The organism is Bradyrhizobium sp. (assembly GCF_050014615.1).
In the GTDB taxonomy this organism is placed as follows: domain Bacteria; phylum Pseudomonadota; class Alphaproteobacteria; order Rhizobiales; family Xanthobacteraceae; genus Bradyrhizobium.
Map to the genome: position 1 here is coordinate 1 of NZ_JBEKCZ010000058.1, position 26338 is coordinate 26338.

At 62.5% G+C, this 26338-nt stretch carries 31 protein-coding genes; 16 read left to right on the forward strand and 15 right to left on the reverse strand.

Going from position 1 to position 26338, the window contains the following annotated elements; translation table 11 throughout:
- Window positions 1-466 precede the first annotated feature (466 nt).
- Entirely contained in the window at window positions 467-649 is a 183-nt protein-coding gene (locus tag ABR948_RS11825) for a hypothetical protein (RefSeq protein ID WP_428117507.1), read from the forward strand.
- Between the two features lie 142 nt (window positions 650-791).
- Here ABR948_RS11825 and ABR948_RS11830 read toward each other — a convergent pair whose 3' ends face one another.
- Complete coding sequence (locus ABR948_RS11830; protein ID WP_428117509.1) at window positions 792-1946, reverse strand: 2OG-Fe(II) oxygenase; 1155 nt, start codon at window positions 1944-1946, stop codon at window positions 792-794.
- Between the two features lie 106 nt (window positions 1947-2052).
- Window positions 2053-2292: a hypothetical protein gene (locus ABR948_RS11835; RefSeq protein WP_428117515.1), complete on the reverse strand. Its 240-nt coding sequence runs from the start codon at window positions 2290-2292 to the stop codon at window positions 2053-2055.
- A 73-nt stretch (window positions 2293-2365) separates the two neighbouring features.
- On the opposite strand from ABR948_RS11835, the gene ABR948_RS11840 reads away from it, so the two are divergent.
- A complete protein-coding gene (locus ABR948_RS11840; RefSeq protein ID WP_428117517.1) occupies window positions 2366-2560 on the forward strand; it encodes a hypothetical protein in 195 nt (64 codons plus the stop codon).
- 15 nt (window positions 2561-2575) lie between these two features.
- Complete coding sequence (locus ABR948_RS11845; RefSeq protein WP_428117520.1) at window positions 2576-2731, forward strand: hypothetical protein; 156 nt, start codon at window positions 2576-2578, stop codon at window positions 2729-2731.
- A 79-nt stretch (window positions 2732-2810) separates the two neighbouring features.
- Here the strand turns inward: ABR948_RS11845 and ABR948_RS11850 are convergent, their stop codons facing one another.
- The 5 genes from ABR948_RS11850 to ABR948_RS11870 form a co-directional block, all read right to left on the reverse strand.
- Complete coding sequence (locus ABR948_RS11850) at window positions 2811-3254, reverse strand: hypothetical protein (RefSeq protein WP_428117522.1); 444 nt, start codon at window positions 3252-3254, stop codon at window positions 2811-2813.
- A gap of 57 nt (window positions 3255-3311) precedes the next feature.
- Window positions 3312-4448, reverse strand: coding sequence for a tetratricopeptide repeat protein (locus ABR948_RS11855; RefSeq protein ID WP_428117525.1), 1137 nt, complete (start codon window positions 4446-4448; stop codon window positions 3312-3314).
- A 258-nt stretch (window positions 4449-4706) separates the two neighbouring features.
- Window positions 4707-5396: a PilZ domain-containing protein gene (locus ABR948_RS11860; protein WP_428117527.1), complete on the reverse strand. Its 690-nt coding sequence runs from the start codon at window positions 5394-5396 to the stop codon at window positions 4707-4709.
- Between the two features lie 222 nt (window positions 5397-5618).
- Window positions 5619-7757, reverse strand: coding sequence for an HAD-IIIC family phosphatase (locus ABR948_RS11865; RefSeq protein WP_428117530.1), 2139 nt, complete (start codon window positions 7755-7757; stop codon window positions 5619-5621).
- A gap of 197 nt (window positions 7758-7954) precedes the next feature.
- Window positions 7955-8860, reverse strand: a complete 906-nt coding sequence (locus ABR948_RS11870) for a LysR family transcriptional regulator (protein ID WP_428117532.1) — start codon at window positions 8858-8860, stop codon at window positions 7955-7957.
- Window positions 8861-8991: 131 nt separating this feature from the next.
- On the opposite strand from ABR948_RS11870, the gene ABR948_RS11875 reads away from it, so the two are divergent.
- The 8 genes from ABR948_RS11875 (at window position 8992) to ABR948_RS11910 (ending at window position 15729) form a co-directional block, all read left to right on the forward strand.
- Complete coding sequence (locus ABR948_RS11875; protein ID WP_428117535.1) at window positions 8992-10140, forward strand: amidohydrolase family protein; 1149 nt, start codon at window positions 8992-8994, stop codon at window positions 10138-10140.
- Between the two features lie 33 nt (window positions 10141-10173).
- The gene (locus ABR948_RS11880; protein ID WP_428117538.1) at window positions 10174-10581 is read left to right on the forward strand and encodes an ester cyclase; all 408 of its coding nucleotides are present in this window, start codon (window positions 10174-10176) and stop codon (window positions 10579-10581) included.
- Window positions 10582-10791: 210 nt separating this feature from the next.
- A complete protein-coding gene (locus tag ABR948_RS11885; protein WP_428117540.1) occupies window positions 10792-11376 on the forward strand; it encodes a sugar dehydrogenase complex small subunit in 585 nt (194 codons plus the stop codon).
- 35 nt (window positions 11377-11411) lie between these two features.
- On the forward strand, window positions 11412-13058 hold the full coding sequence (locus ABR948_RS11890) for a GMC family oxidoreductase (protein WP_428117543.1): 1647 nt from the start codon (window positions 11412-11414) through the stop codon (window positions 13056-13058).
- A 26-nt stretch (window positions 13059-13084) separates the two neighbouring features.
- Window positions 13085-14524: a c-type cytochrome gene (locus ABR948_RS11895; protein WP_428117546.1), complete on the forward strand. Its 1440-nt coding sequence runs from the start codon at window positions 13085-13087 to the stop codon at window positions 14522-14524.
- Window positions 14525-14562: 38 nt separating this feature from the next.
- Window positions 14563-15087, forward strand: a complete 525-nt coding sequence (locus ABR948_RS11900) for an FUSC family protein (RefSeq protein ID WP_428117549.1) — start codon at window positions 14563-14565, stop codon at window positions 15085-15087.
- 44 nt (window positions 15088-15131) lie between these two features.
- Window positions 15132-15368 (forward strand): hypothetical protein, encoded by a 237-nt coding sequence (locus ABR948_RS11905; RefSeq protein ID WP_428117551.1) that lies wholly within the window; start codon window positions 15132-15134, stop codon window positions 15366-15368.
- Window positions 15369-15438: 70 nt separating this feature from the next.
- Window positions 15439-15729, forward strand: coding sequence for a DUF1330 domain-containing protein (locus ABR948_RS11910; RefSeq protein WP_428117554.1), 291 nt, complete (start codon window positions 15439-15441; stop codon window positions 15727-15729).
- A gap of 30 nt (window positions 15730-15759) precedes the next feature.
- Here the strand turns inward: ABR948_RS11910 and lpxD are convergent, their stop codons facing one another.
- Genes lpxD through ABR948_RS11925 form a run of 3 tightly spaced genes read right to left on the reverse strand, consistent with a single transcriptional unit; the run spans window position 15760 to window position 17442 of the window.
- On the reverse strand, window positions 15760-16830 hold the full coding sequence (gene lpxD / locus ABR948_RS11915; protein WP_428117557.1) for a UDP-3-O-(3-hydroxymyristoyl)glucosamine N-acyltransferase: 1071 nt from the start codon (window positions 16828-16830) through the stop codon (window positions 15760-15762).
- A 20-nt stretch (window positions 16831-16850) separates the two neighbouring features.
- Window positions 16851-17045 carry a hypothetical protein gene (locus ABR948_RS11920; protein ID WP_428117560.1) on the reverse strand — a complete coding sequence of 65 codons (195 nt, stop codon included), beginning with the start codon at window positions 17043-17045 and terminating at the stop codon, window positions 16851-16853.
- A 52-nt stretch (window positions 17046-17097) separates the two neighbouring features.
- Window positions 17098-17442, reverse strand: a complete 345-nt coding sequence (locus tag ABR948_RS11925; protein ID WP_428117562.1) for a hypothetical protein — start codon at window positions 17440-17442, stop codon at window positions 17098-17100.
- Window positions 17443-17505: 63 nt separating this feature from the next.
- On the opposite strand from ABR948_RS11925, the gene ABR948_RS11930 reads away from it, so the two are divergent.
- A complete protein-coding gene (locus ABR948_RS11930; RefSeq protein ID WP_428117565.1) occupies window positions 17506-19680 on the forward strand; it encodes a carboxypeptidase-like regulatory domain-containing protein in 2175 nt (724 codons plus the stop codon).
- Window positions 19681-19790: 110 nt separating this feature from the next.
- Here ABR948_RS11930 and ABR948_RS11935 read toward each other — a convergent pair whose 3' ends face one another.
- The 3 genes from ABR948_RS11935 to ABR948_RS11945 form a co-directional block, all read right to left on the reverse strand.
- Window positions 19791-20579: a 2-keto-4-pentenoate hydratase gene (locus ABR948_RS11935; protein WP_428117567.1), complete on the reverse strand. Its 789-nt coding sequence runs from the start codon at window positions 20577-20579 to the stop codon at window positions 19791-19793.
- A 74-nt stretch (window positions 20580-20653) separates the two neighbouring features.
- Window positions 20654-21019, reverse strand: a complete 366-nt coding sequence (gene dksA / locus ABR948_RS11940; RefSeq protein WP_154072547.1) for an RNA polymerase-binding protein DksA — start codon at window positions 21017-21019, stop codon at window positions 20654-20656.
- A gap of 375 nt (window positions 21020-21394) precedes the next feature.
- Complete coding sequence (locus ABR948_RS11945; RefSeq protein WP_428117571.1) at window positions 21395-21808, reverse strand: flagellar assembly protein FliX; 414 nt, start codon at window positions 21806-21808, stop codon at window positions 21395-21397.
- A gap of 262 nt (window positions 21809-22070) precedes the next feature.
- Between ABR948_RS11945 and ABR948_RS11950 the strand changes: the two genes are divergently transcribed.
- The 4 genes from ABR948_RS11950 (at window position 22071) to ABR948_RS11965 (ending at window position 24600) form a co-directional block, all read left to right on the forward strand.
- Window positions 22071-23195 carry a flagellar basal body P-ring protein FlgI gene (locus ABR948_RS11950; protein WP_428117574.1) on the forward strand — a complete coding sequence of 375 codons (1125 nt, stop codon included), beginning with the start codon at window positions 22071-22073 and terminating at the stop codon, window positions 23193-23195.
- Window positions 23195-23578, forward strand: a complete 384-nt coding sequence (flgJ, locus tag ABR948_RS11955; RefSeq protein WP_428117576.1) for a flagellar assembly peptidoglycan hydrolase FlgJ — start codon at window positions 23195-23197, stop codon at window positions 23576-23578. Before ABR948_RS11950 ends, flgJ begins: the two co-directional genes overlap by 1 nt.
- Window positions 23575-24066 carry a hypothetical protein gene (locus ABR948_RS11960; RefSeq protein ID WP_428117579.1) on the forward strand — a complete coding sequence of 164 codons (492 nt, stop codon included), beginning with the start codon at window positions 23575-23577 and terminating at the stop codon, window positions 24064-24066. Before flgJ ends, ABR948_RS11960 begins: the two co-directional genes overlap by 4 nt.
- A gap of 168 nt (window positions 24067-24234) precedes the next feature.
- Entirely contained in the window at window positions 24235-24600 is a 366-nt protein-coding gene (locus ABR948_RS11965) for a hypothetical protein (protein ID WP_428117582.1), read from the forward strand.
- Between the two features lie 44 nt (window positions 24601-24644).
- Here the strand turns inward: ABR948_RS11965 and flaF are convergent, their stop codons facing one another.
- Together flaF and ABR948_RS11975 are read right to left on the reverse strand one after the other, a co-directional pair.
- Complete coding sequence (flaF, locus tag ABR948_RS11970; protein WP_428117585.1) at window positions 24645-25010, reverse strand: flagellar biosynthesis regulator FlaF; 366 nt, start codon at window positions 25008-25010, stop codon at window positions 24645-24647.
- A gap of 217 nt (window positions 25011-25227) precedes the next feature.
- Window positions 25228-26338 (reverse strand): flagellin (locus ABR948_RS11975; RefSeq protein WP_428117588.1); only part of this gene is annotated, 1111 nt, incomplete at its 5' end.

The window sequence follows — 26338 nt, forward strand, 5'->3', positions numbered from 1 at the left end:
AAACGGTTTCCGGCTCCCGGAAAACGTCGAGGCCCGCCTTAACGGAAACGAGCTCCCACATCTCGTCGCGAACCTAGGCGTGATGAGATGTACTACGCGGCCTCCGTCAGCTCCCCTGGCGGGGGCCGTGCTCGTTTTGGCGGGCGCGGCGAGCGCGGCATCGTGCGCTGGTTTGATTCCGATTCATGTTTCAAACAGCTTACTCTGGCGTCGTCGCCCGGCAAAAGCGCGAAGCGCGTCCTAGACCGGATGACCGGGCGATCCAGTATTCCACGGACGGTTCGTGCTTGTACGAAACGCCTCGGCGTACTGGATGCCCCGCTTGAAGCGGGGCATGACGATTAGGGAACGTGACTCCGCTTTCCCGCGGCGCGATACGCCCGAGTTGTGTGCATGAACCTTGTCCCTCCAAACAGAGGGCGCGGGGAATGCCGGGCGCTTGGCGCACCCGCGGCCGCGCGTGGTCATGATGCCCGGAACATTGCTGCTGCCGAAATCAGAAATTCAGCCGGCTCCGCTGCTGATGGCAGCTATCAGTGCAGCCCTTTTGGCTGTTGTTTTTTTAAGTCGAACGGCGAGCACGGCCGACGACGACGGCTTCGTCACCCTTGGCAAAACGCCTGATATCGGTGCTGCGTCGCGACTTTGACGAACGCGCTAGAACAGGCGATGCGGTATGTATCCGCTCTTCGTGCCCATCTTGAGGTGCATGTGTTGCGGTGGGCACGGCGCGAACGCGCCTTTGCCCACCCTACGGCGTCCGTTCGGATGACGACATCAATCGCCGGCGGCTACGCTACCGCGGCGACGTCCTGCGACTGCGCTTCCTCTGGAAACAACCGGTCCTGCCCGCTGGTATAGAGCGTCTCGCCGAAATGCAGCCTGGCATTGTTGGCTTCGCGCTTTTTGACGTCTTCCTCGCCGTACAGGAACGCCAGGAAGGCATAGCGCCGCCCCTTGGTGACCGGCGTCACCTGATGCAGCGCGCCGCATGAAAACACCAGGGCGCCGCCTTCCGATGGCCGGTAGGCCTTGCGGCCGAATTCCGGGAACATCAGGTCGCAGCCTTCGAAATTGTTGTTGAGATTGATCGAGACCGCAAAGCGCCGATGCTGGGCGCCGGCGTTGACGTTGTCGCGGTGACGATGGAAATGGCCACCGACCTCGCTGTCGTAGCAGGCGACGATGCAGCGATCCATGCGCGTCGCCCGAAACTGGAAGAATTGCTCGATCGCCGGAACCAGCCGGCGCACGATCTGGCCGCGGACGAGTTCGCGAACCTCGGGCGCCGCCACCGCGACGTCGCTGCGGCGCTTGAGCCGCCAGTCGGACAGCGTCGTGGTCTTGCCGGCGACGTCGAACTGGAAGCCGGAATCCACGCCGCCCTGCTGGTCATAGAACTGGACCAGGAAGTCGCAGATCTCGAAACTGAAAACGCGCGGCACCATCAGCGCCGGGGCGAACATCGGCACCCCGGCGGAATCATCGACCGCCGGAAGACCGCCCAGCACATTGCGAACGGTTTGCGCATGGCCCTGCGGGTTGTCCCAGGCGATATCGGCGATCGCCCGCAGCATCGGATCGAGCACGACGGTGCGCGGCATCTCCTGCGCGCCGAACGCGCGGGTGATCGCGCCGTCATAATCGGCGAGGCAGAAAAGCTTGCTGTTGCTGATCGCGGCGAGACTGGCGATATCGGCCGGCGGCGCGGTGAAGACGCAGCCGATGATGGCATGGTCCTCATGGAGCGCAGCACTCGCGCTCGCGAGCTCGGCGAGTTCGGCCATGGCCCGCGGATTGGCCGGCGAGCCCAGGAAGCTCAGCGCCACCCAGCGGCCGGCGCTGACATGCAGATCAAACGATCCGCCGGTCACCAGCGGCGCGCTGAACCACGGCACCGGATCACCCAGAACCACGCGATTACCGGCTGCTTGATGGTCGATCATGGTCGAACTTTCGCTAAGCGTTGCCTTGAAGCGTTGCATTGCCTGTTTGCGAAAAACTAGGCTGGCTATGGTTAACTTTTGCTTAACAAATCAGCCCCCCGCGCCCTCACTCGTCAAAGGGAAGGGTGGCCTGACCTTCGGTCCAGTTGATGACATCGAAGAACATGCCACGGGTGAGCATTTCCTGTTCGAGATCGGCGGCGTGCTTTTTCCAGTCGGGCGTCTCCCGAACGCGGAATCGGGTTGCCATACCCTGCCGTTTCAAGGCGTCGTCGGCCGCCAGCGCGCCACGCGCGGCCTCGTACATCATGGTCAGGCTGTCATTGGTGAACGCTTGATAATTCATCGAGCCCCGGGCCCCAATGGAAAACCCGCCATGGTTGGCCAGAACGATTAACCCGCAGTTACAGAGCGGGCGCGTGGCCGACGCCAACCGCCCGACGAAACCATTTTTCCGCCCCGACGAAGCGGACCTGAAACAGACCCGCGATAGCGTCGCCCCCGATCAACAACGGGGTTCGATCATGTGGGCACTCATCATCAGCCTGCTCTACGAGCAGTCCTGCAAGCAATATCTGGCCGACATGCTCAAGCACCAGCACCGGTGGATCTAAGGTCGGGATACGCCAATGGCTGCACTCGCAAAGGTGCTCTCGCACCCGTTTCCGAAAACCCGATCTGATGTCGGGCCGCTCACGATGATCGCGATCTTTTGTGGCGCCGGTCTGTCGGTGTCCCTGCTTCTGGCCGCTTGCGGTTTCGATCTCGGAGCCGGTCTTTTCTAGGCCGGGCGGAGGCGAACTGAACGCGCTCCCCAACGCGCGGCGATCGCCCCGCTCCCGACAGTCGCTTCAGGGCTGTCCTTCACTCAGCGGGCACACTCGATCGGGGGTTAGCCAATTCGGACGGCGCGCGGCGGAAAACCAGCCAGCCAAACAGCAGCGTATCGGCAAGCACAATCAGCGAGGATACCGCGGCGATCGGATCGCCGATGGCGTGCCCTGAATGCACCAGACCTACGCCGATGGTCATGACGATCGTGCCGGCAATCCAGATCCAGACCTGCAGCGAAGCCAGACTGCTGCGATCGACGGCGGGGTGCAGGTGATAATAAATACCGAAGAGAAAGAGAGACACCCAGCCCAGCAGATTGAGGTGGGCATGGGCCGGCATGGTGGAATGATCCTCGCTGATCCCCATCACGATGCCCCAAAGCATGCCGGCGATAACCAGCAGCACGGCGGCGCGGAAGCACAAAATGGAAGCTTTCATTTTCAACCCTCCCCAAAGTTTGATGAGTGTCACCATACCCAGCGAGGCGCACGGGGGGCAAGACGTGGTCTCAGGACAGACCTGACCTCAAGCTCACGGCGTCACGCCGAGTGCCCTGAGTTCCGCAGTGGCCCCTTCCCATTCGGCGAAGCTCTTCGGACAGTCGCGCGCCGCCAGGCCGAACAGGCGTTTTGCCTCGGCGGTGTCAGCCCCGCGCAACGCAAATTCGCCGCTGTAGAAGTTGGTCTCGCAGATATGGCCGAGCTTGACGGTCGCATCGGGATGCTCGGCGGCGGCAAGCACCGCGGCTGGCGTTAACTGCCCCATGAACAGCCGGATCACCGGGGCCGGCCAGGCCGTCATGTCGATCCTGGTGACCGCCTGCGGCAACCGGCTCGGAAGATTGCTGCGCTGCCCCGCGATGTCGAGCCACAGCGCCGCATAGGGGTCTCTTGGCGCAAGCTGGCTCGCCTGGCTGAAATCGGCAGCCGCCCTGGGCAGCGCACGGTTAAGCAGATGGGCGCGCCCGCGATTGAAATACGCGCTCATGTTGCGGGGATCGAGCCGGATCACCTCGCTGTAATCGGCGATAGCAAGGTCGCGGTCGGCCTTATTCGCATAGCCCGCGGCGCGGTTGGCAAAGGCATAGGCGATCGCGGGATCGAGCCGGATCGCCTCGCTGGCGTCCGCGATGGCGCGGTCGTTGTCGCCTTGGCCGAGGTAAGCCCCGGCACGGGTCGCGAAGGCAAGGGCGTAGTCAGGGACAAGCCGGATCGCCTCGGTGGTGTCGGCAATGGCGCGGTCGTTGTCGCGCTTCTTGAGGAAAGCCGCGGCCCGGTTGGCAAAGGCCGGCCCGTATCCGGGATCGAAGCCGATCGCCTCGGTGGCGTCAGCGATGGCGTGGTCGGCGTCGCCCTTGTTCACATAGGCGCCGGCGCGGTTGGTATAGGCCAAAGCCAGTCCGGGATCGAGCCGGATGGCCTCGCTGGCGTCGGCGATGGCGCGGTCGTTGTCCTTCTTGTTGACGTAAGCGCCGGCCCGATTGGCGTAGGCCATGGCGCGATAATGCACGGTTTCCCAGCCGCTATCGATCAGGCGCGTACAGCCCGCAATGGCGCGGTCCGGATCGCTCAAACCTGCCTTGCAATCGTCCCAGTCATTCGCGGCGCGAAGCGGTCCCGCATTCGCGAGCAACATCGCCCCCACGGCCAGTAGTACCGAAACGCGCATAGCCTTCCCCTTCGGACCGGCGGCGGAATTTTATTATCACAAAACCGCCGGCCGAAAGAGACGATGCAAAGCGTGCTGCGGCGTTGTTCGATGGCGGCAATGAAAATCCCAGGGCGCGATCGATCCAGAATCGGAACTCAGCCCGCCGCGGGCTTTGTAAACTCCCAAAGCCCGTCTTCGCGTTCCGAGAAGCCGTTGTCGCGATAGATGTCGCGGCCCGGGATATTGCGCGGCGCCGGTTCGATCGGAACCGAAACCCTAGGCCTCGGTTGGCTCGGCCGCGGCGTCCTCGCGTTCGGGCGCGGCCTTTGCGACGGGGGCTTGAGGCGCCGGTATCGGCCGGGCGATGAGGACGAGCCCGTCGAGCTCGTGCTGTTTCTGTCTTTCGACGAACCTGACCGCAAAACCGGTGGGAAAAACCCTGGTGACGCGGCCGACGCAGGCGCCGACGGCAAGCGGCGTTCCAATCTTCGGCTGCAACTCAGCGGAAACGGCGGCGCCCGTGACCGACATGTCGATGATAAAGCACGGATGGATGGTGCCGTCAGCCAGCGTCAGGGTCGAATGGGGATGGGCCGGGATCACGCGCGGCTCCTTCCTCAGATCGATAATTTGCGGATCTTTCTGCTTCTCTTCCAGCCAGGTGAGCTTGTCCGAGAGCTTCTGACGCACCGCGTAAGTCACATCGAGTTCGAGCAGAAAGCAGCCCGGCCTGGTGTCGCTGATGCGGCCATCGAGCTTGCCGAAATCGCGGAAGTAGGATGTGAGGGTATCTCCGACCTTGCCGACGACAGGCACGTCGACCATCATCCGGTACGGCGAAACACGCGTGGTGCGGCAGCGGAAGGTACGAAGCTTTCCTTCGGGATCATACCAGTTTGAGAGCGTGTAATGACCGTCAACAGCGATATTGACGGCCCGCTGCTTGAGAAACCGATCGGTAGACACGGCAAATTCCCCGGTGGATTCATTACCGATCGATTTCGTAGTGTATCCGACTTAATGAAAGTGCTGCACAGGATACCGATCGTCGCTTATCGTTAGCAAAGTAAGACCGATTAGGCTCAAATTTTTGGTTTTGACGCGTTTTCCCGGCGCGAACCGGTACCCACGGAGCCTGTCGTCGGGCGCGCATTGGCGAGACCCGCTGGTTCGAAAACGCTTTGGAACTCAGCCCGCCGCCGGCTTTGTAAACTCCCAAAGCCCGTCTTCGCGTTCCGAGAAGCCGTTGTCACGATAGATGTTGCGGGCCGGGATATTGCGCGGCGTCGGAATGATGCGCCCGCGCAGGGTCTGCGGCGTCCCCTTCATCTCGTCCAGAACGTGACGCAGGAAGGTGTGCTCGACGCCCATCCCGAGCGCGCGGCAACTGATCGCGAAGCCCACGATCTCGCCCTCGGTGATGACGGCGGCGCCGACCAGGCCATGATCGCCGAGGCGATCCGACACGTCGATCGCAAACAGGCGGGTGTCCGGATTTCCGGCCAGTGCCGCCAATTCGCCCGACGAGAATTTGCGGCCCGTGGTGTTGAACTGGGTGGTGCGCGAAAACAGCTCGCCGACCCGTTCCAGTTTGGTCGAGGCCGGATCAAGACGCTCGACCCGGCATTGAATGCGCAGCGACTCGATATATTGCGCCTCCCCCAGCGTCTCGGTCCGCAATTGCTGGCGCGCGATCTGGGCCTTGACCAGCGTGCTGCGCGCGGCCGCCTCCGCGGTAATGACCGGAATCTGCAAGCGCGGATCGTTGAGCAGGCGCCGGCGCAGGCTGAAGGGATCCTCGCCCCAGACCTCGACCTCCGGCAATCGCTGCCGGACGCGGTCGCGTTCAACGGCCTTGTCATCGATGAACAGGAAGGTATCGAGCCCGAATCCGAGTTCCTCGGCGATCGAGCGGATATTGCCGACCTTGTCGTCCCAGTTGACGCGCCAGGTCACGAAATCATCCGGCGTGAGCAGCCGCTGCGCCGGATAGTGATCCGGATATTTCCACAGCTCGCGCACCGTGGCTTCGTCATTCTTGCTGACGCAGGCCAGCACGATGCCGCGCTTCTTGAGACAGAGCAACGCTTCGTGCAGGCCGAAATAGAGGCCGATATAGGAGAAGGCGCCGCTGATTTCCGGCGTCCATGCAAACGGGCTGCCGGTTTCCGCGAGCACGCCCGGCCACAAGGTGCCGTCGAGGTCGAGGATCACGCATTTCTTGCGCCCGATCCCCATCACGGTCACCAGCGCGTCGATGTGTTTTTCCGCGATCACAGTTTCGCGGCCATAGGGATCACCGCCCAGCGCCTGAACCAGCGGCGCGGTATCCGGGAAGATGCCGTGAACGGCAGCCTTTTCATTTTCCGGCCGCTGCAGCATCCATCCCGGCGAGCCGAAATGGGTAAAGCCCACCTGCCCGTCGTCGAGCAGCCGTTCGGAACCGACGCCCGCCAGCGCGGCCGCGACATCGATCACATAGACGTCGGAAAAGGCGCTCGCGAGTTCGGCCAGCGCCACATTGGTCAGCCGGAACCTGGTGCGGTGTCCCTTCACGCCGCGTTCGGCGAGGCCGAGCGGCTGCACCGTCGGCTCCGGCAGATTGTCGATCAGGATCGGCGCCGAGGTCACTTCGCGCAGCTTGCTCAGAAGCTCGGTGGTATGCCCGATATAGGCCGCATGCGGGTTATAGCCGTCGATGTCCTCGGCGACGAGGTGGCGGGCCCGCAGCGCGCCGATGAAAACCACATCATGCTTGCGTTCGCCGGCAAAACGAATGTCGTCGGGGAAGGTCGCGGAGACATGCAGATCGATGCCGCGGCGCGCGGCTTCGCGGCGCAGAAAGTCGGCTTCCATCTGGATATCGCAATCGCCGAACAGCACCGCATCGACGCGCCGCCGGGTGGCGCCGAAATCATCGAGCCCGTAGGCGGCGCCGACCGCCCAGTAGGAGGCCGCGCCCTCCTTCAACTCGCGCCGATAGCGCTCGAGCATTTCGGCGGGGTCGCGGCCATGCTTGGACGCAAGCTCGGCGCCGATATCAGCCAGTTCCTGCTCCGGCGTCTGTTCGGTCAGGATCTGGCGCGACTGCAGTTCCATCACGGTGCGCTCCACGACATCGCGCAGATCCGCCGCCGTCTCATGCGGCTTCGCGATCAGCGCCGCCATGGCGTCGCAATCTTCCGGAACCCGGCGCGGCTGCGCAAAATAATCGATCAGCGTGCTGATATCGCCATCGGCAGGCAAACGCATATGGCTGATCGCGTGGACGATCAGGGTGCGATCCTTGCCAACAGGCAGCTGATGAACGAAGCGGGAGCGGCGCAAGATCATACCTGCCTATAAGCTCGCCGGCCTGATTTGTGGAATGGAAAAATCAGGGAAAGGATACGGCGGCGGGTTTTTTCCACATCCGTCCAGCGGCTGCGCGCGGCGCCACGGGCGCGAATACGTTGCGAGGCAAGTTTAGCCCGACGCTTGGGCACCACGAAACACACGATGACGCTGTCTTCGATGCGGCGGCATCAGATAGATTCGATCAACCTCGTCAGAAACGTCGCGAAAACGCGGACCCGCGGGCTTTCTGTGCGCACCGGCGGCCATACCAGCCAAATACCACCTCGATCGACTGCATGATCGGCGAGTACAGTGCGAAGGCGTCCATCCGCGATGGCGCGCGCCGCCAGGTAGTGGGGCAGCTGGGCAAGGCCGAGGCCGGCAATAGCGGCCAGCGCTACGGCCTCGCTGTCGTTGAACACAGGCCCGCTTGGTGGTCGCCCAGGAGCCTTCCACCCCTTGAAGGCCCAATATTCCAGTCGGCCCGACGTGGGAAACCGAAGACGAAGACAGGTGTGATTGGGCACGTCATCGGGCGTCTCGGGCGCGCCCCGTCGTTCGAGATAAGAGGGAGACGCGCAGGTAACGAAGCGGTGCGGCGCGAGCTTTCGGGCAACCAGGCGCGAGTCTTCTAGTTCGCCGGTGCGCAAGGCAAGGTCAAAGCCCCCCTCGACCATGTCCACCATGCGATCATCCAGACTTACATCGAGCGTGACGTTGGGATAGGCGGCGATGAATTGATCGAGCGCCGGAACGATAACGCGGCGGCCCATGGCCGCTGGTATGCTCACCTTCAGTCGTCCTCGCGGGGACCTGCGCGTCTCGGCGATTGCATTCTCGGCTTCCTGGACATCTTCGATGATACGTGTGGCGCGTTCAAAAAAGATATTGCCTTCGCCGGTCAAGGCGATGGAGCGGGTCGTACGCTGGAGAAGCCTGACGCCAAGCCGCCCCTCCAAGCGAGCAACCGCCTTGCCGACCGCGGAGGCGGACACACCCAGACGCCGGCCAGCCGCGGCGAACCCGCCGGTCTCCACCGATGCGACGAACGCCACCAGGCCGCTCATAGATTCGAGGTTGGCAATTGCGGACATTTTGTCCGCAGTATTCTCCCACTTAGGCCTATTCCGTCAAGCGTGACGAAGCCCGATGTTTGCGGAAGTCAAACGCATGGCAGTCCCGAGCAGGCACTCAGCAGCCTCCCTGGACCGAACAGGAGAGTCTTATGGAACGTCGAGATATTTTGCGAGCAGGAGCCGCGCTAGGGGGCGCAGCCATCATCGGCGCGATGCCCGGATCCGCCGGTGCTCAGGATCGAGCCCAGGCACCCGCGGGCACAGGCGGAGAGATCAAGACGGACGACCGGCCCACATTCACGGTGCCGGCGCCACGCGTCGCCAAGAAGATCGCGCTTGAGGAGCATATCGAGTCTCCCGACTTCCCCGCCACGGGCAGCCACCCGTTCGTGCGGGAGGACTATTTCCAGGACGTCGAGCGGCGCCTGCAGGACTACAAGCTCCGGCTCGAGGGCATGGATAAGGCGGGCATCGGCGCGACAATCGTATCACTCACGCAGCCGGGCATCGAGGCGATCCTCGACAAGGACAAGGCCGTCGAGATGTCCAAGCGGACGAACGATCACATCGCCAATTTCTTCGTCAAGAACGCGCCCGGTCGCCTCTACGGTTTCGCCGCCGTGGCGATGCAGGACCCGCGCGCCGCGGCGGACGAGCTGGAGCGGGCCGTGAAGACGCTCGGGGCCAAGGGGGCGCTGGTCAACGGCTACACGAATATCGACGACGAGAACGAAGGGCGCTACCTGGACGAGCCTCCCGTCTGGGAGTTCTGGGAGCGCGTCGCGGCCCTGAATGTGCCGGTGTACCTGCACCCCCGCATCCCGATGCCGAACCAGCAGCGCATGTACGCCGGCTATCCCGCGCTCGTCGGCGCCCCCTGGGGCTTCGGCATCGAGACCTCGACGCACGCCGTACGGCTGATCCTGAGCGGGCTGTTCGATAAATACCCGAACCTGACGGTAATCCTCGGCCACCTCGGCGAGGCATTGCCCTTTACCCTGCCACGCCTGGAGAGCCGCCTGCGTCACGTCAACAATGGGAGCCACGGAAAGCACGTGCTCCGACCGACCGAATACCTTCGCCGCAACTTCTTCATCACCACGGCGGGCTCCTTCCGCACCCAGACCCTCCTCGACACCATCGGCGAGGTCGGATCGGATCGAGTGATGTTCTCCGTCGATTACCCCTATGAGTCGATGCAGGAGGGCGCGGATTGGTTCGACAGCGCCTCGATCAGCGAGGACGACCGCCTGAAGATCGGCAGGACAAACGCCGCCAAGCTGTTCAACATCACCTAAACTCACCAACGCCGGATATCCAGGAGAACAGAAATGGAAAACAAGTTCCTCATGCAGCGGTTCGTCGAGTTCATTAATACCGCGAGCGAAAAGCTCGCTGACGAGCTAATCTCCCCGAAGGCAATATTTCACGTTCCCGGTCGCCCCGAGCCGCTGGTCGGACCGGCCGGATATCTTGAGATCATCGGAATGATGCGCGGTGGCTTTCCCGACATCCAGTGGACTCTCGAGGAGACGATCACCGAAGGGGACAATGTTGCGGCACGCTTCACCATGAGAGGCACGCATCAAGGGAGCTTTTTCGGCGTGCCGCCCACAGGAAAGAAAATCGCCGTGCAGGCGATGAACTTCTACCACTGGTCCGACAGACAAATCGTTGGGGAACGCGGACAGCCGGACTTGTTGGGGCTGCTTCAACAAATCGGCGCCGCGCCCATGTGATAGGCGGCAATCGCTCCTATAACATGATCCGAGGCTGAAAATCCGCGAGCGCAATTTGCCGATTACGTCGGGCTTCACTTGACGTCTTGCCTGGCTGGAGCAACACTTGGCCGGCTCGATTGACAGTTTCGTACCTGATCGGGGAACTGATGGCGATCGAGAGCACGGATCGTGCACCAACTGAATTAGAAACCGGCGAGGTGCAGGACCATGCTTGACCCGGACCGCATTGACCCGGACCGCGATGACTGTCCCACGGCATTCAAACTTGCTTGCAACCTTGCTGGCAATCCTGATCGCCGCGAGGTTCTGGTAGGGGCGCTCGTTGTTGGCGGGCTCGCCGCACTCGCGACCTTGCCGCCCGGTTCGGCCGCGGCCGCATGGTCCGAGGAATCGGCGGCGCGGTTTTTCGAAATTTCGTCGCTGTTGATTCCTCATCGCCTCAACGAGGCGATCGGCAAGCGCATTGGCGCTTTGATGAGCGCGCTCAATCCGTCATTGTCGGAGCACGTGGCCGGGCTCCTTGCCATCGCAAAACAAAAGAACGCGCAGATCGTCGAGGACTTCTTTCCCGACGTGCCGGAGGGTCCGCTGCGGGACACTGCGCTGGCGATTATTTCCGCCTGGTATCTGGGGGTCGTGTCCGACGCGCCCGATGCCGAGGTGGTCGCCTTGGAATATGCGCTGATGTACGGGCCGACCAGCGACGTCATGACCATCCCCTCCTACGCGGTCTCAGGACCGAACGGGTGGACCGCCAACGCTCCCCCTCTCAGCGACATGCCCAAATTTTGATCCGGTGCGCGCGAAGACCATAGCGGATTGTCCAGATGGCGAGTGACTCCAACGCAGATGTCGTCATCGTGGGAACCGGAGTGGTCGGTTGCCTGGTCGCAGAAAGGGCCCTGGACGCCGGCCTGTCGGTGCTGATGCTCGAAGCCGGCCCTCGCGTCGACCGCTGGCGCATCGTCGAGAATTACCGGAACCTGCCGCCGAGCCTTCGGCTGTTTCATTGGGACGCGCCCTACCCGCCGAAACCATGGGCGCCGCATCTCGAAACCCGCCGGGACAAAGAGTCAGAGCAATACCTGCAATTGGAAGGGCCGAATGCCCGCGCCTATCTCCAGGGCTACGTCCGCTATGCCGGAGGCGCGACCTGGCACTGGGCCGGACTGTGCTGGCGCTTGTCTCCCGAAGACATGCGCCTCAACAGCCTTTACGGCGTCGGCCGGGACTGGCCGTTCGGCCATGACGTCATCGAGCCCTATTATACCGCCGCCGAATATGCGATCGGCGTGTGCGGTCCGTCCGACCCCGCATTGCAATGGCCGCCAAATGCAAAACGCTCCAAACCCTACCCGATGGGACCGACGCCCTTCGGTCCCGGTGAGCATCGTCTCACCGAGGCGGCCGCCAAAATCGGCTTGATCAACCTGCCGGCGCCTCAGGCGCGCAACAGCGGCGTCTCCTACCACGGCCGGCCGGCCTGTTGCGGCAACAACAATTGTTTTCCGGTCTGTCCGATCGCCGCCAAATACGACGCGGCGACGGCTTTGCCGAAGATCGAGGCCAAGGGCGGCAAGATCCTGGCCAATGCCGTGGTCTATCGAATCGAGACGGGCGAGAAGAATTCGATCGAAGCGGTTCACTATTTCGATCCACAGAAGAGCTCGCACCGGGTCACGGCCAGGATCTTCGTGATTGCCTGCAACGGGATCGAGACGCCGAAGCTGCTGCTGCTGTCGAAGGACGGGCGCAATCCCAACGGCGTCGCGAACAGCTCCGATCAGGTCGGGCGCAACATGATGGATCAACCGAAGCTCACCGCGGACCTGGAACTCGGGGAACCGCTGTGGACAGGCGTCGGGCCGGTTCAGAGCAGCAGCATCCTCAACACGACGCAGGGTGAATTCCGCAGCCGCTATGCGGGGGCGATGTTCCGCATGGAGAACTTCGCCCGCAGTCCGCTCGGCGCCGCCGCCGCGCTGAAAAAGAGCCTGGTGGGGAAGGCCTTGGATGCAGAGATCAGGCGGCTTTCCGCTTGTACCGCCAGGTTGAGCGTCGAGCACGAACCGCTGCCTTCGCCGAACAACCGTCTGACGCTGTCGGACAAGAAGGACTGGCTCGGTATCAACAAACCGAACATCTATTACGACGTCGGCGACTATGTGCGCCAAAGCGCCAAGGAATACACCGTACCTTTGCTGCAAAAGCTTGCAGCCGAACTTGGTGCCACCAATTTCCAGCTATCCCAGGAGTTCCTCAACAGCGACCACATCATGGGCGGCTGCATCATGGGGAGCGATCCGGCGACGGCGGTCGTCGATGCCGACTGTCGCGCGCATGATCATCACAATTTGTTCCTGCCCGGCGGCGGCGCGATGCCGAGCGGGACGGCTTCCAACAGCACGCTCACCATGGCGGCGCTGGCGCTGAAGGCGGCCGACGCGATCGCCGATCAACTCAAGCACGGCTGATCATGGGCAATTCCTTGGGCAATTCCTTGAGCAAGTCCCGTCATGGCATCGCTGCGCTGCTGGTCTTGTTCGCCGCAATGGTGGTGACCGGCATTTCCTGTGCGGCCGGTCCGCCCGATCAAACGGCTGCCGTGATCGCGCGTGGGGAGTATCTGGCGACGGCCGCGGATTGCGGGGCCTGCCACACCGCGCCTGATGGCAAGCCCTTTGCCGGCGGGCTGCCGATCTCGACGCCGCTCGGCACCATCTACTCGACCAATATCACGCCGTCGCCGGAGTTCGGGATCGGGCTTTACACCGAGGAAGAATTTTCGCGCGCGCTTCGCCGCGGGGTTCGGCGCGATGGCGCCAACCTCTATCCCGCAATGCCCTACACGTCCTATGCGATTTTCACCGAAGACGACGCGCATGCGCTCTATGTCTATTTCACGCAGGCGGTAAAGCCCGTCGATCAGCGGGCGCCGCCCACCGCGCTGCCGTTTCCGATGAACATCCGCGCGTCGATGATGGGCTGGAACCTGCTGTTCCGGAACACGGCAGCCTTCGTACCGGATCCGCATCAACAGGCGGAATGGAATCGGGGCGCCTATCTGGTCGAGGGCGCCGCGCATTGCTCGACCTGCCATACGCCGCGCGGTTTTTTGATGCAGGAGGAAACCAGCCGCGCGTTGTCGGGCGCGCAAGTCGGGCCCTGGTACGCGCCCAACATCACGTCGGATCCGACCAGCGGCATTGGAAGCTGGAGCAAGGAAGATCTGGTGGCGTATCTGCGCACGGGACATTTGTCGCGAAAGGCGCAGGCTGCCGGAAGCATGGGCGAAGCGGTAGAAAAAAGTTTCCAGCACCTCACGGCGTCCGATCTCGATGCGATCGCGACTTACGTCAAGAGCGTTCCGGCCGTCCACGATCCCGGTGACAATGGTTCCCGCTTCACGGCCGGAAAAGCGTCTTCCGAGCTCGCAGCGTTGCGCGGACGCGACGGCATCACGTCCGATGCGACCGATCCCGCCGGCGCCGTCCTGTTTCAAGGCAATTGCGCCTCCTGCCATTCGGCTGAAGCTCAAGGCAGCAAGGACGGCTACTATCCGAGCCTGTTCCAGAACTCGGCAACGGGCGCGAAAAACGCGACCAATCTTGTTGCCGCCATCCTGTACGGCGTGGATCGCACGATAGCGGGGCGACAGGCCTTCATGCCCGGCTTCGGCGGTCACCCGACCGACGCCAATCCCCTCAGCGATCGCGACATCGCGGTGCTGGGCAACTACGTGCTCACCCATTACGGGTCGGCCAACACCACCATCACCGAAGCGGAGGTCGCCGAGGTGCGCCGGGGCGGGCCCGCCTCTGCGCTGCTCATGCTCGCCCGCGGCGGCGTGGCCGCGGCTGTCATCGTGTTTCTGGGCATTGTCCTTGTCGTCTTCAAACGACGAAAGACCTTCTCCCCGGATGTCGGACGCAAGGCGTAAGGGCGGCATCACGCCGGGGGCGCAATGGTAAAAGGCGCATGAAATTCTCAAAACTCTCGTCGTGGGATATCGCCTATGCCGTCGACATGGCCATCGCATGTCTCATCACCTACTGGGTCATGGCCTTTCTGCTTCCGCACTGGTTCGGCTGGCCCAGCACATCCGTTGGTGTGTTATGGGCGGTGATTTCCACCGTCTTCGTCTACAAGGATTCGCGCGCCCACAGTCTGTCGGCCGGAATTGCGCGCCTGATTGCGACATTCGCCAGCTTCGCTTTGTGTCTGATCTATCTCTGGCTGTTGCCCGCGACGATCATTGGCATGGCGGCGCTGATCGCGATCGGCGTGCTGCTGATGATGCTGATCGGCCAGCGCGATGAGACGGGCCTGACCGCCATAACGATCGCCGTGATCATGATCGTCGCGGCGGGTAACCCGCAGAACCCTGAGCTGCAGCCGATCCTGCGCCTCGTCGACACCGTCGTCGGGATTACGGTCGGTGTCGCCTGCAAATGGGTCAATTCATTTGTCTTTTATAGAATCACCGGCGAAAAGGTGCGATGATCCAGCGCAGTCCGAACCGGCCGCCGCGACCGAAGGCAGAAACCATGTCGACGAATCAAAGCGGCGGGACGGCGCCACCGGGCAAACCTTCCAGCCGCAGCCATCCGCACGAAGCGCCACCGGTTTCCAGTGCGATGCTGGCCATCATCCTGGTGGCGGTCGCGGCCGCGCTGGTGCTGGGCTATCTGTTCCTGAGCAAGCTGATCGACATCTCGCGCCAGGAAGACTGCATGCTGGCCCACAACAAGAACTGCGCGGCCATCCAGTTGCCCAACCGCTAGGCCGTTCGCCGGGACCGCGCTTCAATTGGTCTGATCGGGGTTCGCGAGGCAAGCAATGAAGGGGTAAGCCATGAAAGCGTATCTGGTGCTCGACTTGTCGGTGAACGACTTCGGCGGTTTCAGAAAATACATCGCCGAAATCCCTGCCTTCATCGCAAAACATTCAGGAAAATACATCGTGCAGGGGGTCCAGCCGACGATCATTGAAGGGGACTGGAAACCCGAACGCCTGGTCATCATCGAGTTTCCAGAACGCGAAAAGGCAGAAGCCTTTCTGGGCGACCCCAGGATTCAGGACCTGTTCAAGGTACGTCACGCCACGACGACGAGTAAACTGGTGCTTGCCGATGGGTGCACGTAACCGCCGGCCTTTCGGGTAAGGCCGCGGCCTTCAACTCTCGTCGGGACGTGTCGGGCGAACCGGGATTTTATCGCCTGACGTGGTGAGACGGGCCAGCGTCGCCTGCTGGCGCATCCATTGCATTCTCGGCCGGGCCGGATAGCCGCCCCAGGTTTCTCCCGGCGGAACATCGTTCATCACGCCCGAGCGCGCGGCAACCCGCCCTCCGCGGCCGATGGTGACGTGCGGCGCCAGGCCAACGGCGCCCCCGAGCACGGCAAAATCCTCCAGCGTCACGCTGCCGCTCAATCCGGACTGAGCCACCACCACGCAATGCCGGCCGATCACGACGTTGTGGCCGATCTGGCAGAGATTATCGATCTTGGTGGCCTCTCCGATCGTGGTGTCCCGGATGCCGCCACGATCGATCGTGGTCCCGGCGCCGATCTCGACATCGTTCTGGATAATCACGCGGCCGGTTTGCGGAATCTTCCGCCGTCCGGCGCCTTCGACATAGCCGAACCCGTCCTGCCCGATGCGGCAACCCGGGTGGATCACCACGCGATCGCCGATCAGCGCGTGCGTGATGGAGCAGCCGGCGCCGATCACGCAGTCGCGGCCGATCAACACGTCCGGTCCGATCACCGCGGTCGCGGCGACGATGCTTCCGGCGCCAATTTCGGCGCGCGGGCCGATCACCGCTCCCGGATCGACCGTGATCCCGCTCTCGAGCCGGGCGGTCGGATGAACGCTCGCGCCCGGCGCAATATCGCTAGCCTCGAACAGCGAGGCCGGGCGCAGCGATTGCGGATAAAGCTCGCTGTGCACGGCGACGAAAGCGCGGTAGGGCTCGTGCGCGCGCAGCACGATCAGGCCGCCCGGCGCCCGGCTTTCGAAGCGCGGCGGCATCAGACAGGCTCCGGCGTGCGTCGTCGCCAGCGCATCGGCATATTTGTTGCTCTCGATGAAGGTCAGATCGGTCGGCCCGGCCAGATCGATTGGCGCGACATCGGTGATGAGATGCGAAAGGCGCGCGCCGTCGCCGGCTTCGGCTCCCGTCAGCGAAATGATCTCAGCCACCGTCAAAGCCGAGGGATGATCAAAGAATCGGCGTTTCCCCATATCGAATCCCTGATCGCGAACTATCCCCGGCGGCGAAATGATTCAGGAACCATATCGGCCATCGAAATTCCGCGGGCGACATGGGCGGCCAGATTGCACTCCCGCATCCGCGGCGACAGCGACGAATTGGTTTCGTCAAGCGCCGCACTCAATAACCGCAGATACAGATCCGAAAACTCGCGCGAACCATTCCATTCGCAGTCGATCACGTTCACGGTTTTTCTCCATGTTTTATCTGTGCGGCACGCAAACTGACACAGCGCTTCATCAAGGGAAGTTACAAATCGGACACAGTCCAGCGACTTCCGGTTCCATGACCGAATTGTGATTTGGTTCAGCCAGTTGCGCGAAAATCGCGGCGCCATCCAAAGTTGGTATCGCCATATGCTTTTTTGTTTCCCAAGATTTCAATAGTTGCGGAATTCCATCGAAGGTCGGGCGTGGATGCTGGATGCCAATGGCGGCCGCGGTCAATGGCCCCGGCGTTTTCCGGAAAATGCTGGCAAAGCACCGGAAAATCTTCCGCGTTCGCGCCGCAGCATGGTCCCGGATGTGGAAGCCGCGTTGACAAGCACACCCGATCCAGCCGATGTTATCCAAAATACCAGACATGATCTCACATTGTCGCAAAAACGTTGGGGCGCCGAAACCCCACTGCTGTCGGGAGCAACTAGCATGAATTTACATCGTCATCAGCGTGCTGGCCTCTGCGCGCTCGCCATTATGTCGCTCATGACGGTCTTTAGCGGTCCGCTCCTCGCACAGACGAAGCTGAACGTCAGCGCAAATGCCATCGGCGGGCGGGTCACCGGCCCCAACGGACCCGAAGCCGGGGTCTGGGTGATCGCGGAAACATCCGATCTTCCGACCAAATATGCCAAATCCGTCGTCACCAACGATGACGGGCAATTCGTCATTCCCGAGCTGCCTGCGGCCAATTACAAGGTCTGGGTACGCGGCTACGGGCTGGTCGACTCCGACAAGCAGGATGTCGCTCCGGGCAAGACCATCGAGTTGAAGGCCAAGCCCGCGCCGACGGCCGCGGCCGCCGCGGAATATTATCCGGGCATGTACTGGTACTCGATGCTCAAGATACCCGCCGCCAGCGAGTTTCCGGGCGGGGACAAAAACCCGAACAAAATCCCGGCCGGCATGGATTCACAGGCCACCTGGATCGACAGCATCAAGAATTCCTGCCAGTCGTGCCACGCGCTCGGCAGCAAGAACATCCGCTCGCCCCATGTGGCCGAGCTCGGCGAATTCAAGAACTCGCAGGATATGTGGGAACGCCGCGTGCAATCCGGCCAGGCCATGAACAACATGGCGCTGACCCTGGGCCGGCTCGGGCCGGAGCGCGCCTACAAGATGTTTGCGGACTGGACCGACCGGGTCGCGGCCGGCGAACTCCCGTTCGATAAGCCGGAACGTCCGAAGGGCGTCGAGCGCAACGTCGTGATTACCTCGTGGGAATGGGGCAAGCACGGCATGTATCTGCATGATGAGGTTTCGACCGACAAGCGTAACCCGACGGTGAATGCCAACGGACCGATCTACGGCTCGCCGGAAGAAAGCTCGGATTTCGTGCCGGTGCTCGATCCCGTTCACAATACGACGAAGCTCATCAAGCATCCCTTTATCGACCCGGAGACACCGAGCTCGGCGGAAGACCCGATGGCGCCGTCGGTGTTCTGGGGCGACGAGCCGATCTGGGACGGCCACACCAGCATCCACAATCCGATGATGGACGAGAAAGGCCGGGTCTGGTTCACGGCAAGGCTTCGCCGGGCTCCCAATCCCGCCAGTTGCAAGGAGGGGTCGGATCTTCCATCAGCCCAGGTGGCACCGCTGAAGGAATCGGCCCGCCAAACGTCTTTCTATGATCCCAAGACCGACAAGTGGACGCTGATCGATACCTGCTTCAACACCCATCACCTGCTGTTCGACGCCAACGACAGGCTCTGGTTCAGCCAGGGCCAGCCTTACAGCGGCGTCGTCGGGTGGCTCGACGTCAAGAAATTCGAAGCGACCGGCGACGCGATGAAGTCGCAGGGCTGGACGCCAACCATCGTCAACGTCAGCGGCACCGGCAAGCGCGAGGCCTTCGTCAACGCCGATCAGCCGACCGATCCCGCCAAGGATAAATGGGTGAAGGCCGCGTTTTACGGCATCATGCCAAGCCCGAAGGGTGACGTGATCTGGGGTCAGGCGATGGGGCCGGGCTTCTCGCGCATTTCGCAACCGAGCCTGCTGATCCGGCTGATCCCGGGAAGCGATCCGACCAAGACGGCGGTCTCGGAGATTTTCCAGTCGCCTGAGGGCACCTATGGTTCGCGCGGCGTCGACATCGATTCGAAAGGCGTGGCCTGGACCGTACTCTCGAGCGGACAGATGGCGAGCTTTGACCGGTCCAAGTGCAAGGAACCGCTCTCGGGGCCGAATGCCGCCACCGGCAAGCAATGCTTCGAAGGCTGGACGCTGTACCGGATGCCCGGACCTCAATTCAAGGGGATCGACGGCGAAAAGGGCAGCGCCAACCACGCTTATTACATCTGGGTCGATCTCTACAACACGCTTGGACTTGGCAAGGACGTGCCGGTCGCCATGGCCAATGGCAGCGAATCGCTGCTCGCTCTGGTCGACGGCAAGTTCGTCGATATCCGGATCCCCTACCCCATGGGCTTCTTCGCCAAGAACGTCGACGGCCGGATCGACGATGCCAATGCCGGCTGGAAGGGCCGTGCGCTGTGGACGACGACGGGCACGCGTGCCTACTTCCACAGCGAAGGCGGCAAGGAATCGCTGCCGAAGGTCTTCAAGGTGCAGATGCGTCCGGATCCCTTGGCCAACTGACGCGCGTTCGACATAAAAACAAAATGGCGCCGACAATTCCCGTCGGCGCCATTTTTGCGTCTTGCGACATGATGGTTCGCGATCATGCGCCTGAAGAAGGCGCGAAACCTCTACCCGCGAAAATCCACCGTCACGGTCCCGAGCCCGGACAGATCCATCGCGACCTCGTCGCCCGCGCCGAGCCACAGCGTCTTCACGAGGCTTCCCGTCAAAACGATCTGGCCCGCACGCAGGCCCTGGCCTGCGGCCGCGAGACGGTTGGCGAGCCAAGCCAGCGCATGATGCGGATGACCGAGCACGTCGGCGCCGCTGCCCCGTCCCGCCTCATCGCCATTGACGACGGCACGGCCGACCACGTCCAGCAGATCAGGGGCGACGGACCGCGCAACGGGTTTTCCGAGCACGCAACCGGCGGCGAAGAAATCGTCGGCCACCAGGGTCGGCGCGCCCAGGGTTTGCCAGTCGACATAGCGGTCATCGACGATTTCAATCGCGGGCAGATAGGCCTCGACAGCCTGCGCGACCACGTCCGCCGTGAAAGGTGCTGTGGACGGCGCGAGATCGCGCGCCAGCCGAGCGGCGATTTCGCATTCAACGCCGACGCGGACGAAATCCTTGTGATGCAGCGACGCGCCGCTTTGGTGAACACCTTTGGCGAACACGCGGCCGCCGCAGGGATGCGGGATGGCAAGATATTGCTGCATCACCGCGCTGGTGCAGCCGATCTTGTAACCGACCAGCGCACCGAAATCGGGCGACAGCAGATCGGCAAGCGCGGTCTGGATCCGATAGCCCTCGGCCTCGTCACGCGGGGCAATATCCGCGTCCAGCGGCAACAGCGGCATGCGGCCAAGACGGGCGGAGGCGATGGTCTGAGCGGCCGCTGCAATCCTGTTCATGGGCGGCGACGTCCGGAAATGTAGCTTGGAACGACAACCGACGACCGCTATCGGCGGTCCCTGTCGTGGGCGCCCTACTCGTCGCGATAGACCTTCTCGCGTTTCTCGTGGCGCTCCTGCGCCTCCACCGAAAGGGTTGCGATCGGGCGGGCTTCCAGCCGCTTCAGCGAAATCGGCTCGCCGGTCTCCTCGCAATAGCCGTAGGTGTTGTCGTCGATACGCTGCAGCGCCGCGTCGATTTTGGAAATCAGCTTGCGCTGCCGGTCACGGGCGCGCAGTTCGATGGCGCGGTCGGTTTCCGAGGACGCGCGGTCGGCGAGATCGGGGTGATTGACGTTCTCTTCCTGGAGCGTCTGCAACGTGATCCGCGATTCCCGCAGGATCTCGTCCTTCCACGCCAGCAGCTTGGCGCGAAAATAATCGCGCTGGCGGTCGTTCATGAAAGGCTCTTTTTCGGAGGGTCGATAATTCTTCAACTTTTCCAAGGCCAGCCCATCTGTACGTTTGAGTGCCCGTTTCCGAAGTTCGTGATCCCTTGCGGCATCCTGTTACACGAACTTCGCAGACAAAGGCGCACTAATAAATTTATGTTTCCAGTGCCGATCTTCGATTTGAAGCTCCTGTTCGGACCAGCGGCAACTACCCAGGAACTTCGAATCGGGTGGCACCCGCCGGGCGGAAACGGTCCGCCCGCGCGCGCCTTATATAGCGGCGTGTTGTGACAGACAATATCGCCCACAGGCGAGAAACTGGGCAGCGCCGGATTTCCCTCGGGAACTCCGGGGGCCAGGCGAATCCTTAAAGACCGGCGGGCGTCAGAACTGACCGGCTTTGGCCAGCTCGACCTCGACCCGCAGCTCGATCTCGGACAACACCGCGTCCAGGCCGGGGTCGCCCGAGGACGTCTTGAGGTTGGCGGCGGCGTCACGCAGCCGGCTGACCGTGGAAGCATCGAAATTGCCGGATAACAGGCCAATCTTGAGAGCATCCAGCACATCGAGCGCACCTTTGCCGCGCTGCACCGAACGTTTGCGCCGCTCGACCGGATCCTCGATGCCCTGCATGGCGAGCAGCGCATCGATGTTCGCCGACGCCTTGGGCGCGACCGCCGCGCGCGTCTCCGCGGTCGACGTCGCGTCGTCCGGCAGCGAAAAGCTACTTGAGCTGGTTCGCTTGATGTTAGCCGCCGGAGTCCCGAGGGTGGTGCCGTTCGGTCCGTAGATGCGCATCGCTGTTCTCGCCGTGTGCTGTCACCAGCTTCGTCCCTTTATGGTTAATGGAGCGTAAATGGCCCGGCAAAATCTGCCGCCGGGAGGCAGTTTCGCCGTCGCGACGACCTCGGGTCACAACCGCCATCTTAAAATTTATATAATTATATCAATAACTTAAACTTACGAAAGAGCATGGCACGGCACTCGCATAGGAAGTATCGGATCGCCAATCATGGGAGTGATGGGCGGATCCAGCCAAGACCTCAGCGGGGAGCAGAGGATGCCAAGTGTGTATTCGGGAAGAAGGTTGGGGGTGGCCTGTGCCGCGCTGGTGGCGCTGGCGCTGTCCGCTATTCCCGCCGGCGCGACCTCCCGGATCAAGGATCTCGCCAATATCGAAGGCGTGCGGCAGAATCAGCTGATCGGCTACGGTCTCGTCGTCGGCCTCAACGGCACCGGCGACACCCTGAACAATATCCCCTTCACCAAGCAATCGCTGCAGGCGATGCTTGAGCGCATGGGCGTCAACATCCGCGGCGCCACCATCCGCACCGGCAACGTCGCGGCCGTAATGGTCACCGGCAACTTGCCCCCGTTCGGCACCCAGGGCACCCGGATGGACGTCACGGTGTCGGCGCTTGGCGATTCCAAGAATCTGCAAGGCGGCACCCTGCTCGTCACCCCCCTGCTCGGCGCCGACGGCAACGTCTATGCGGTGGCACAGGGCTCGGTCGCGATCTCCGGCTTCCAGGCCGAAGGCGAAGCCGCCAAGATCGTCCGCGGCGTGCCGACCGTCGGCCGCATTGCCAACGGCGCCATCATCGAACGCGAGATCGAATTCGCGCTCAACCGGCTGCCCAATGTGCGCCTGGCGCTGCGCAATGCCGATTTCACCACCGCCAAGCGCATCGCCGCCGCGGTCAACGACTATCTCGGCGCCAAGACCGCCGAACCGATCGATCCCTCGACCGTGCAGCTTTCGATCCCCCCGGAATTCAAGGGCAACGTCGTCGCCTTCCTGACCGAGATCGAGCAATTGCAGGTCGAGCCGGACCTCGCCGCCAAGATCATCATCGACGAGCGCTCCGGCATCATCGTGATGGGCCGCGACGTCCGCGTCGCCACCGTCGCCGTGGCGCAGGGCAACCTCACCGTCACGATTTCCGAGAGCCCGCAGGTCAGTCAGCCCAATCCCCTGTCCCGCGGACGAACCGTGGTGACGCCGCGCTCCAGCGTCTCGGTTGCCGAAGACGGCAAGAAACTCGCACTGGTGAAGGACGGCGTATCGTTGCAGCAGCTCGTCGACGGCCTCAACGGGCTTGGCATCGGCCCGCGCGACCTGATCAGCATTCTGCAGGCGATCAAGGCCGCCGGTGCGATCCAGGCCGACATCGAGGTGATGTGATGCAGACCAGCGTCAACACGAGTCTCCACAGCGGCGCGCTCTCCAGGACCGTGATTCCCACGATCCACGGCCGGCCCGATTATGACTTCGCCGACGCCCTGACCAAGGTCTCGCCGAAGGCGCAGGCCAAAGCCAAGTCGACGGCGCAGGATTTCGAGGGGATGTTTATCAATTCGATGTTCTCGCAGATGACCAGCGGCCTCACGGGTGAGGGCCCGTTCGGCAGCACGACGGGCACCGGCGTGTGGCGCTCGATGCTGACGGAACAATATTCGAAGTCGTTCGCAAAAGCCGGCGGTATCGGAATTTCCAAAGACGTCTATCGCGAACTCATCATGCAGCAAGCCAAGAGCGCCAGCCAGACCCAGGGGAAACAGGCATGAACCATCATCCTCAGCGACAGCCGGCGCCGGCGCAGATCCCGATGGCATCGACGCCCGCCGAGGCCCGCAAGCTCGCCGAGACTCTGATGGATGCCATGAGCACGCTGCTCGGCGTCATCGAGCGGGAAACCGAACTGGTCCGCGCCGGCAAGATTCGCGAGGCGATGGCCTCCGAAGCCAAGAAGACGGAATTGTCCCGCCGCTATGTCCATGCGGTCGCGCACCTGAAGGCCAGCCAGAAATATCTGACCCAGACGGCGCCGGAGCTCCTGACCACGCTGCATCGTCATCACGACGTGTTTCGCGCTATGCTGCAGATCAACCTCACGGTGCTTGCCACGGCGCATGCGGTATCCGAAAGCGTGATACGCGGCGTCAACACCGAAATGCAGCGCCGCAATATTCCCAACACCTACACGGCCGCCGGACGGCGCGCGACGCCGGGACCGCGGCACATCACGCCGCTGTCGGTCAGCCGCTCGCTCTGAGCGTTTCCCGCGGGGGGCTGCCCGCAATACAGACATTTTTCATAAAATTCTCGCGCCGGCGTCAGCGCGAGATTCAGCGCGTTCTCTAACCTAGCGTTGAGAGGTGCAGTTCATAATTGCACACGGAGAGGGGTTGGGATTTTACTCGAGGGAAGCCAGGAGGCTGCCATGAGTACGGATTTCAGCATCAAGCCGGTGGGGGCACCGGTTGCAACGCCTATTGTGCAGGTCGCGAGCGATGCGGCCGACAATGCTGTTGCGACCGAATTGCCCGCTAGCCAGAGCGTCACGGTGCCCGACGCGAGTGCTGGCACCACTAACAATTCGCAGAGCTCAAGCGCTTACATATCGCGTCAGGCATTTTTCGATAGCGCCGCGGCCTCGATCGTCTATCAGGTCGTCAATAGCCAAACCGACCAGGTGGTCAATCAGTTTCCGGACGAAGCGGTGCTGCGCCGACGCGCCTATTACCACACCCTCGATCTGACCAAGGACGAGCCCACGCGGCTTCTTGCCACCGATCGCACGGCCTGAGCGCAGTATCCGGGTGAGTGCCGTTCGCGGCGGCGGCGCCAGCCTCAGGCCTTGCCCGCGAGTCCCGCCGCAATATTGCAATTGATGTCGATCAGCGATTTCAGCTTCACCGGATCCGGATTCATTTGCATCTCGATGGTCCGCTGCATGACGAAGTAGCCGATATTGGCGATGTTCTGACGAACCTGCATCGGCTGCGGATTGTCGTTGGTGTCTACCGCGGTCATGAAGATCGTCCACAGCCGCCGGTTGAAGAGCAGCGCCTTGTGCATGTTCTTGTCCGGACCTGCCCAGTTGGTCTGGACATCCAGTAGCTTCCTTGCCGCCATCAGCAGCGCCTGCGCTTCAATTTCCCGGGGGTGTGCTGTCGCTTGGGACGTGCGGGCATAGGCTTGAGCGGCATGAGACATCCAACACCTCAACTGGGGAACTTACGCAGTACGCGGACTCTGGAACTGCCCAAGTTTTATAACTTCGTTGCCTTTAAAATATGGTTATCGACGGTTACCAAATGTGTTTGGAACCGGGCAAAATTCGGCGCGCTTCCGCTAACTGTGCTGCACCGCAGTCACAACAAAAACGGCGGGGTTTCCCCCGCCGTTTCGCCTTGTATTCTGGCTAGTGAGATCAGCGCAGCAGCTGCAGCACGCTCTGCTGCGACTGGTTGGCGAGCGACAGCGCGGATACCGCGATCGACTGGCGGGTCGAGAGCGCCTGGCTGTTGGCTGCTTCCTCGTTGGTATCGGCCAGCGTCAGGTTCGATGCGCCGGTCTGCAGCACGTTGATCAGGTTCTTGTTGAAGTCCTGACGGATCTCCACGATCGACAGGTTCGAACCGAGGTTCGACGCTTCGGAGCGCAGCGTGGTGCTGGCCTGGGTCAATTGCGACAGCACGGTGTTGGCCGAATTACTGTCCAGGAAATCGGTGTTGACGTTCAGAGTCGAAAGACCCAATCCGGAATCGTTGAAGGTGACGCCGGTGATCGCCAGCTTGGAAGCGCCGGTTTCGTCGAACGTCAGGTTGAGGGTATCGCCGTTCAACAGGTTGACGCCGTTGAAGGACGAGTCCTGCGAGGTAGTGTTGATCTGTTGCAGCACGTTGTTGTACTGCGTGACCAGGCCGGCGCGTGTGGCCAGCGAGTCCGGATCGGCGACCGGGCCCGCAACCGTCAAACCGGTGAACACACCACTGCCTGTTGCAGCCGAACCAGTGATCGCGCCGATCGTCGCCGAAGCCGCATCGTTGGAGGTCACGATGTTGATTTGGCCGGTCGTGCTGACCGTAGCCTGCAGGTTGTTCGCCGCCAGCGCGCTATTGAGCCCGTCGAGCGTCGAGATATCTCCAGCAGCCGTGCCGAAGGTGATGGCGGTCTTTACGCCGCCGCCAGTGGAGGCAATCGACAGCGTCTGGCCGGAAAGGCTGTTGCCGATCGAGGTCAGGCCGAGCTTGGCCAGGGCGGTACCCGAAAGCGTCAACCCGGCGGTACCGGGCGTCAAGGTGATCGCGCCGCCAGTGATGCTGGACGTGATGCCGGCTGCCGAGTCGATCGTGGAAAGCAGATCGGTGACGGAGTCGCCGATGCCGATGCTGGTGCCCGAGCTGGTGGCGCCGGCGACGAAGGTAAAGGTGACGCCGTTCACAACCAACGTATCGGTGGCGGTGATACCGGTCGCCAGGTCGTTTGACGTGGTGCTCGCGGTGCCCGACAGCAAGGTCGCGCCGGTGATGGCGACGCTG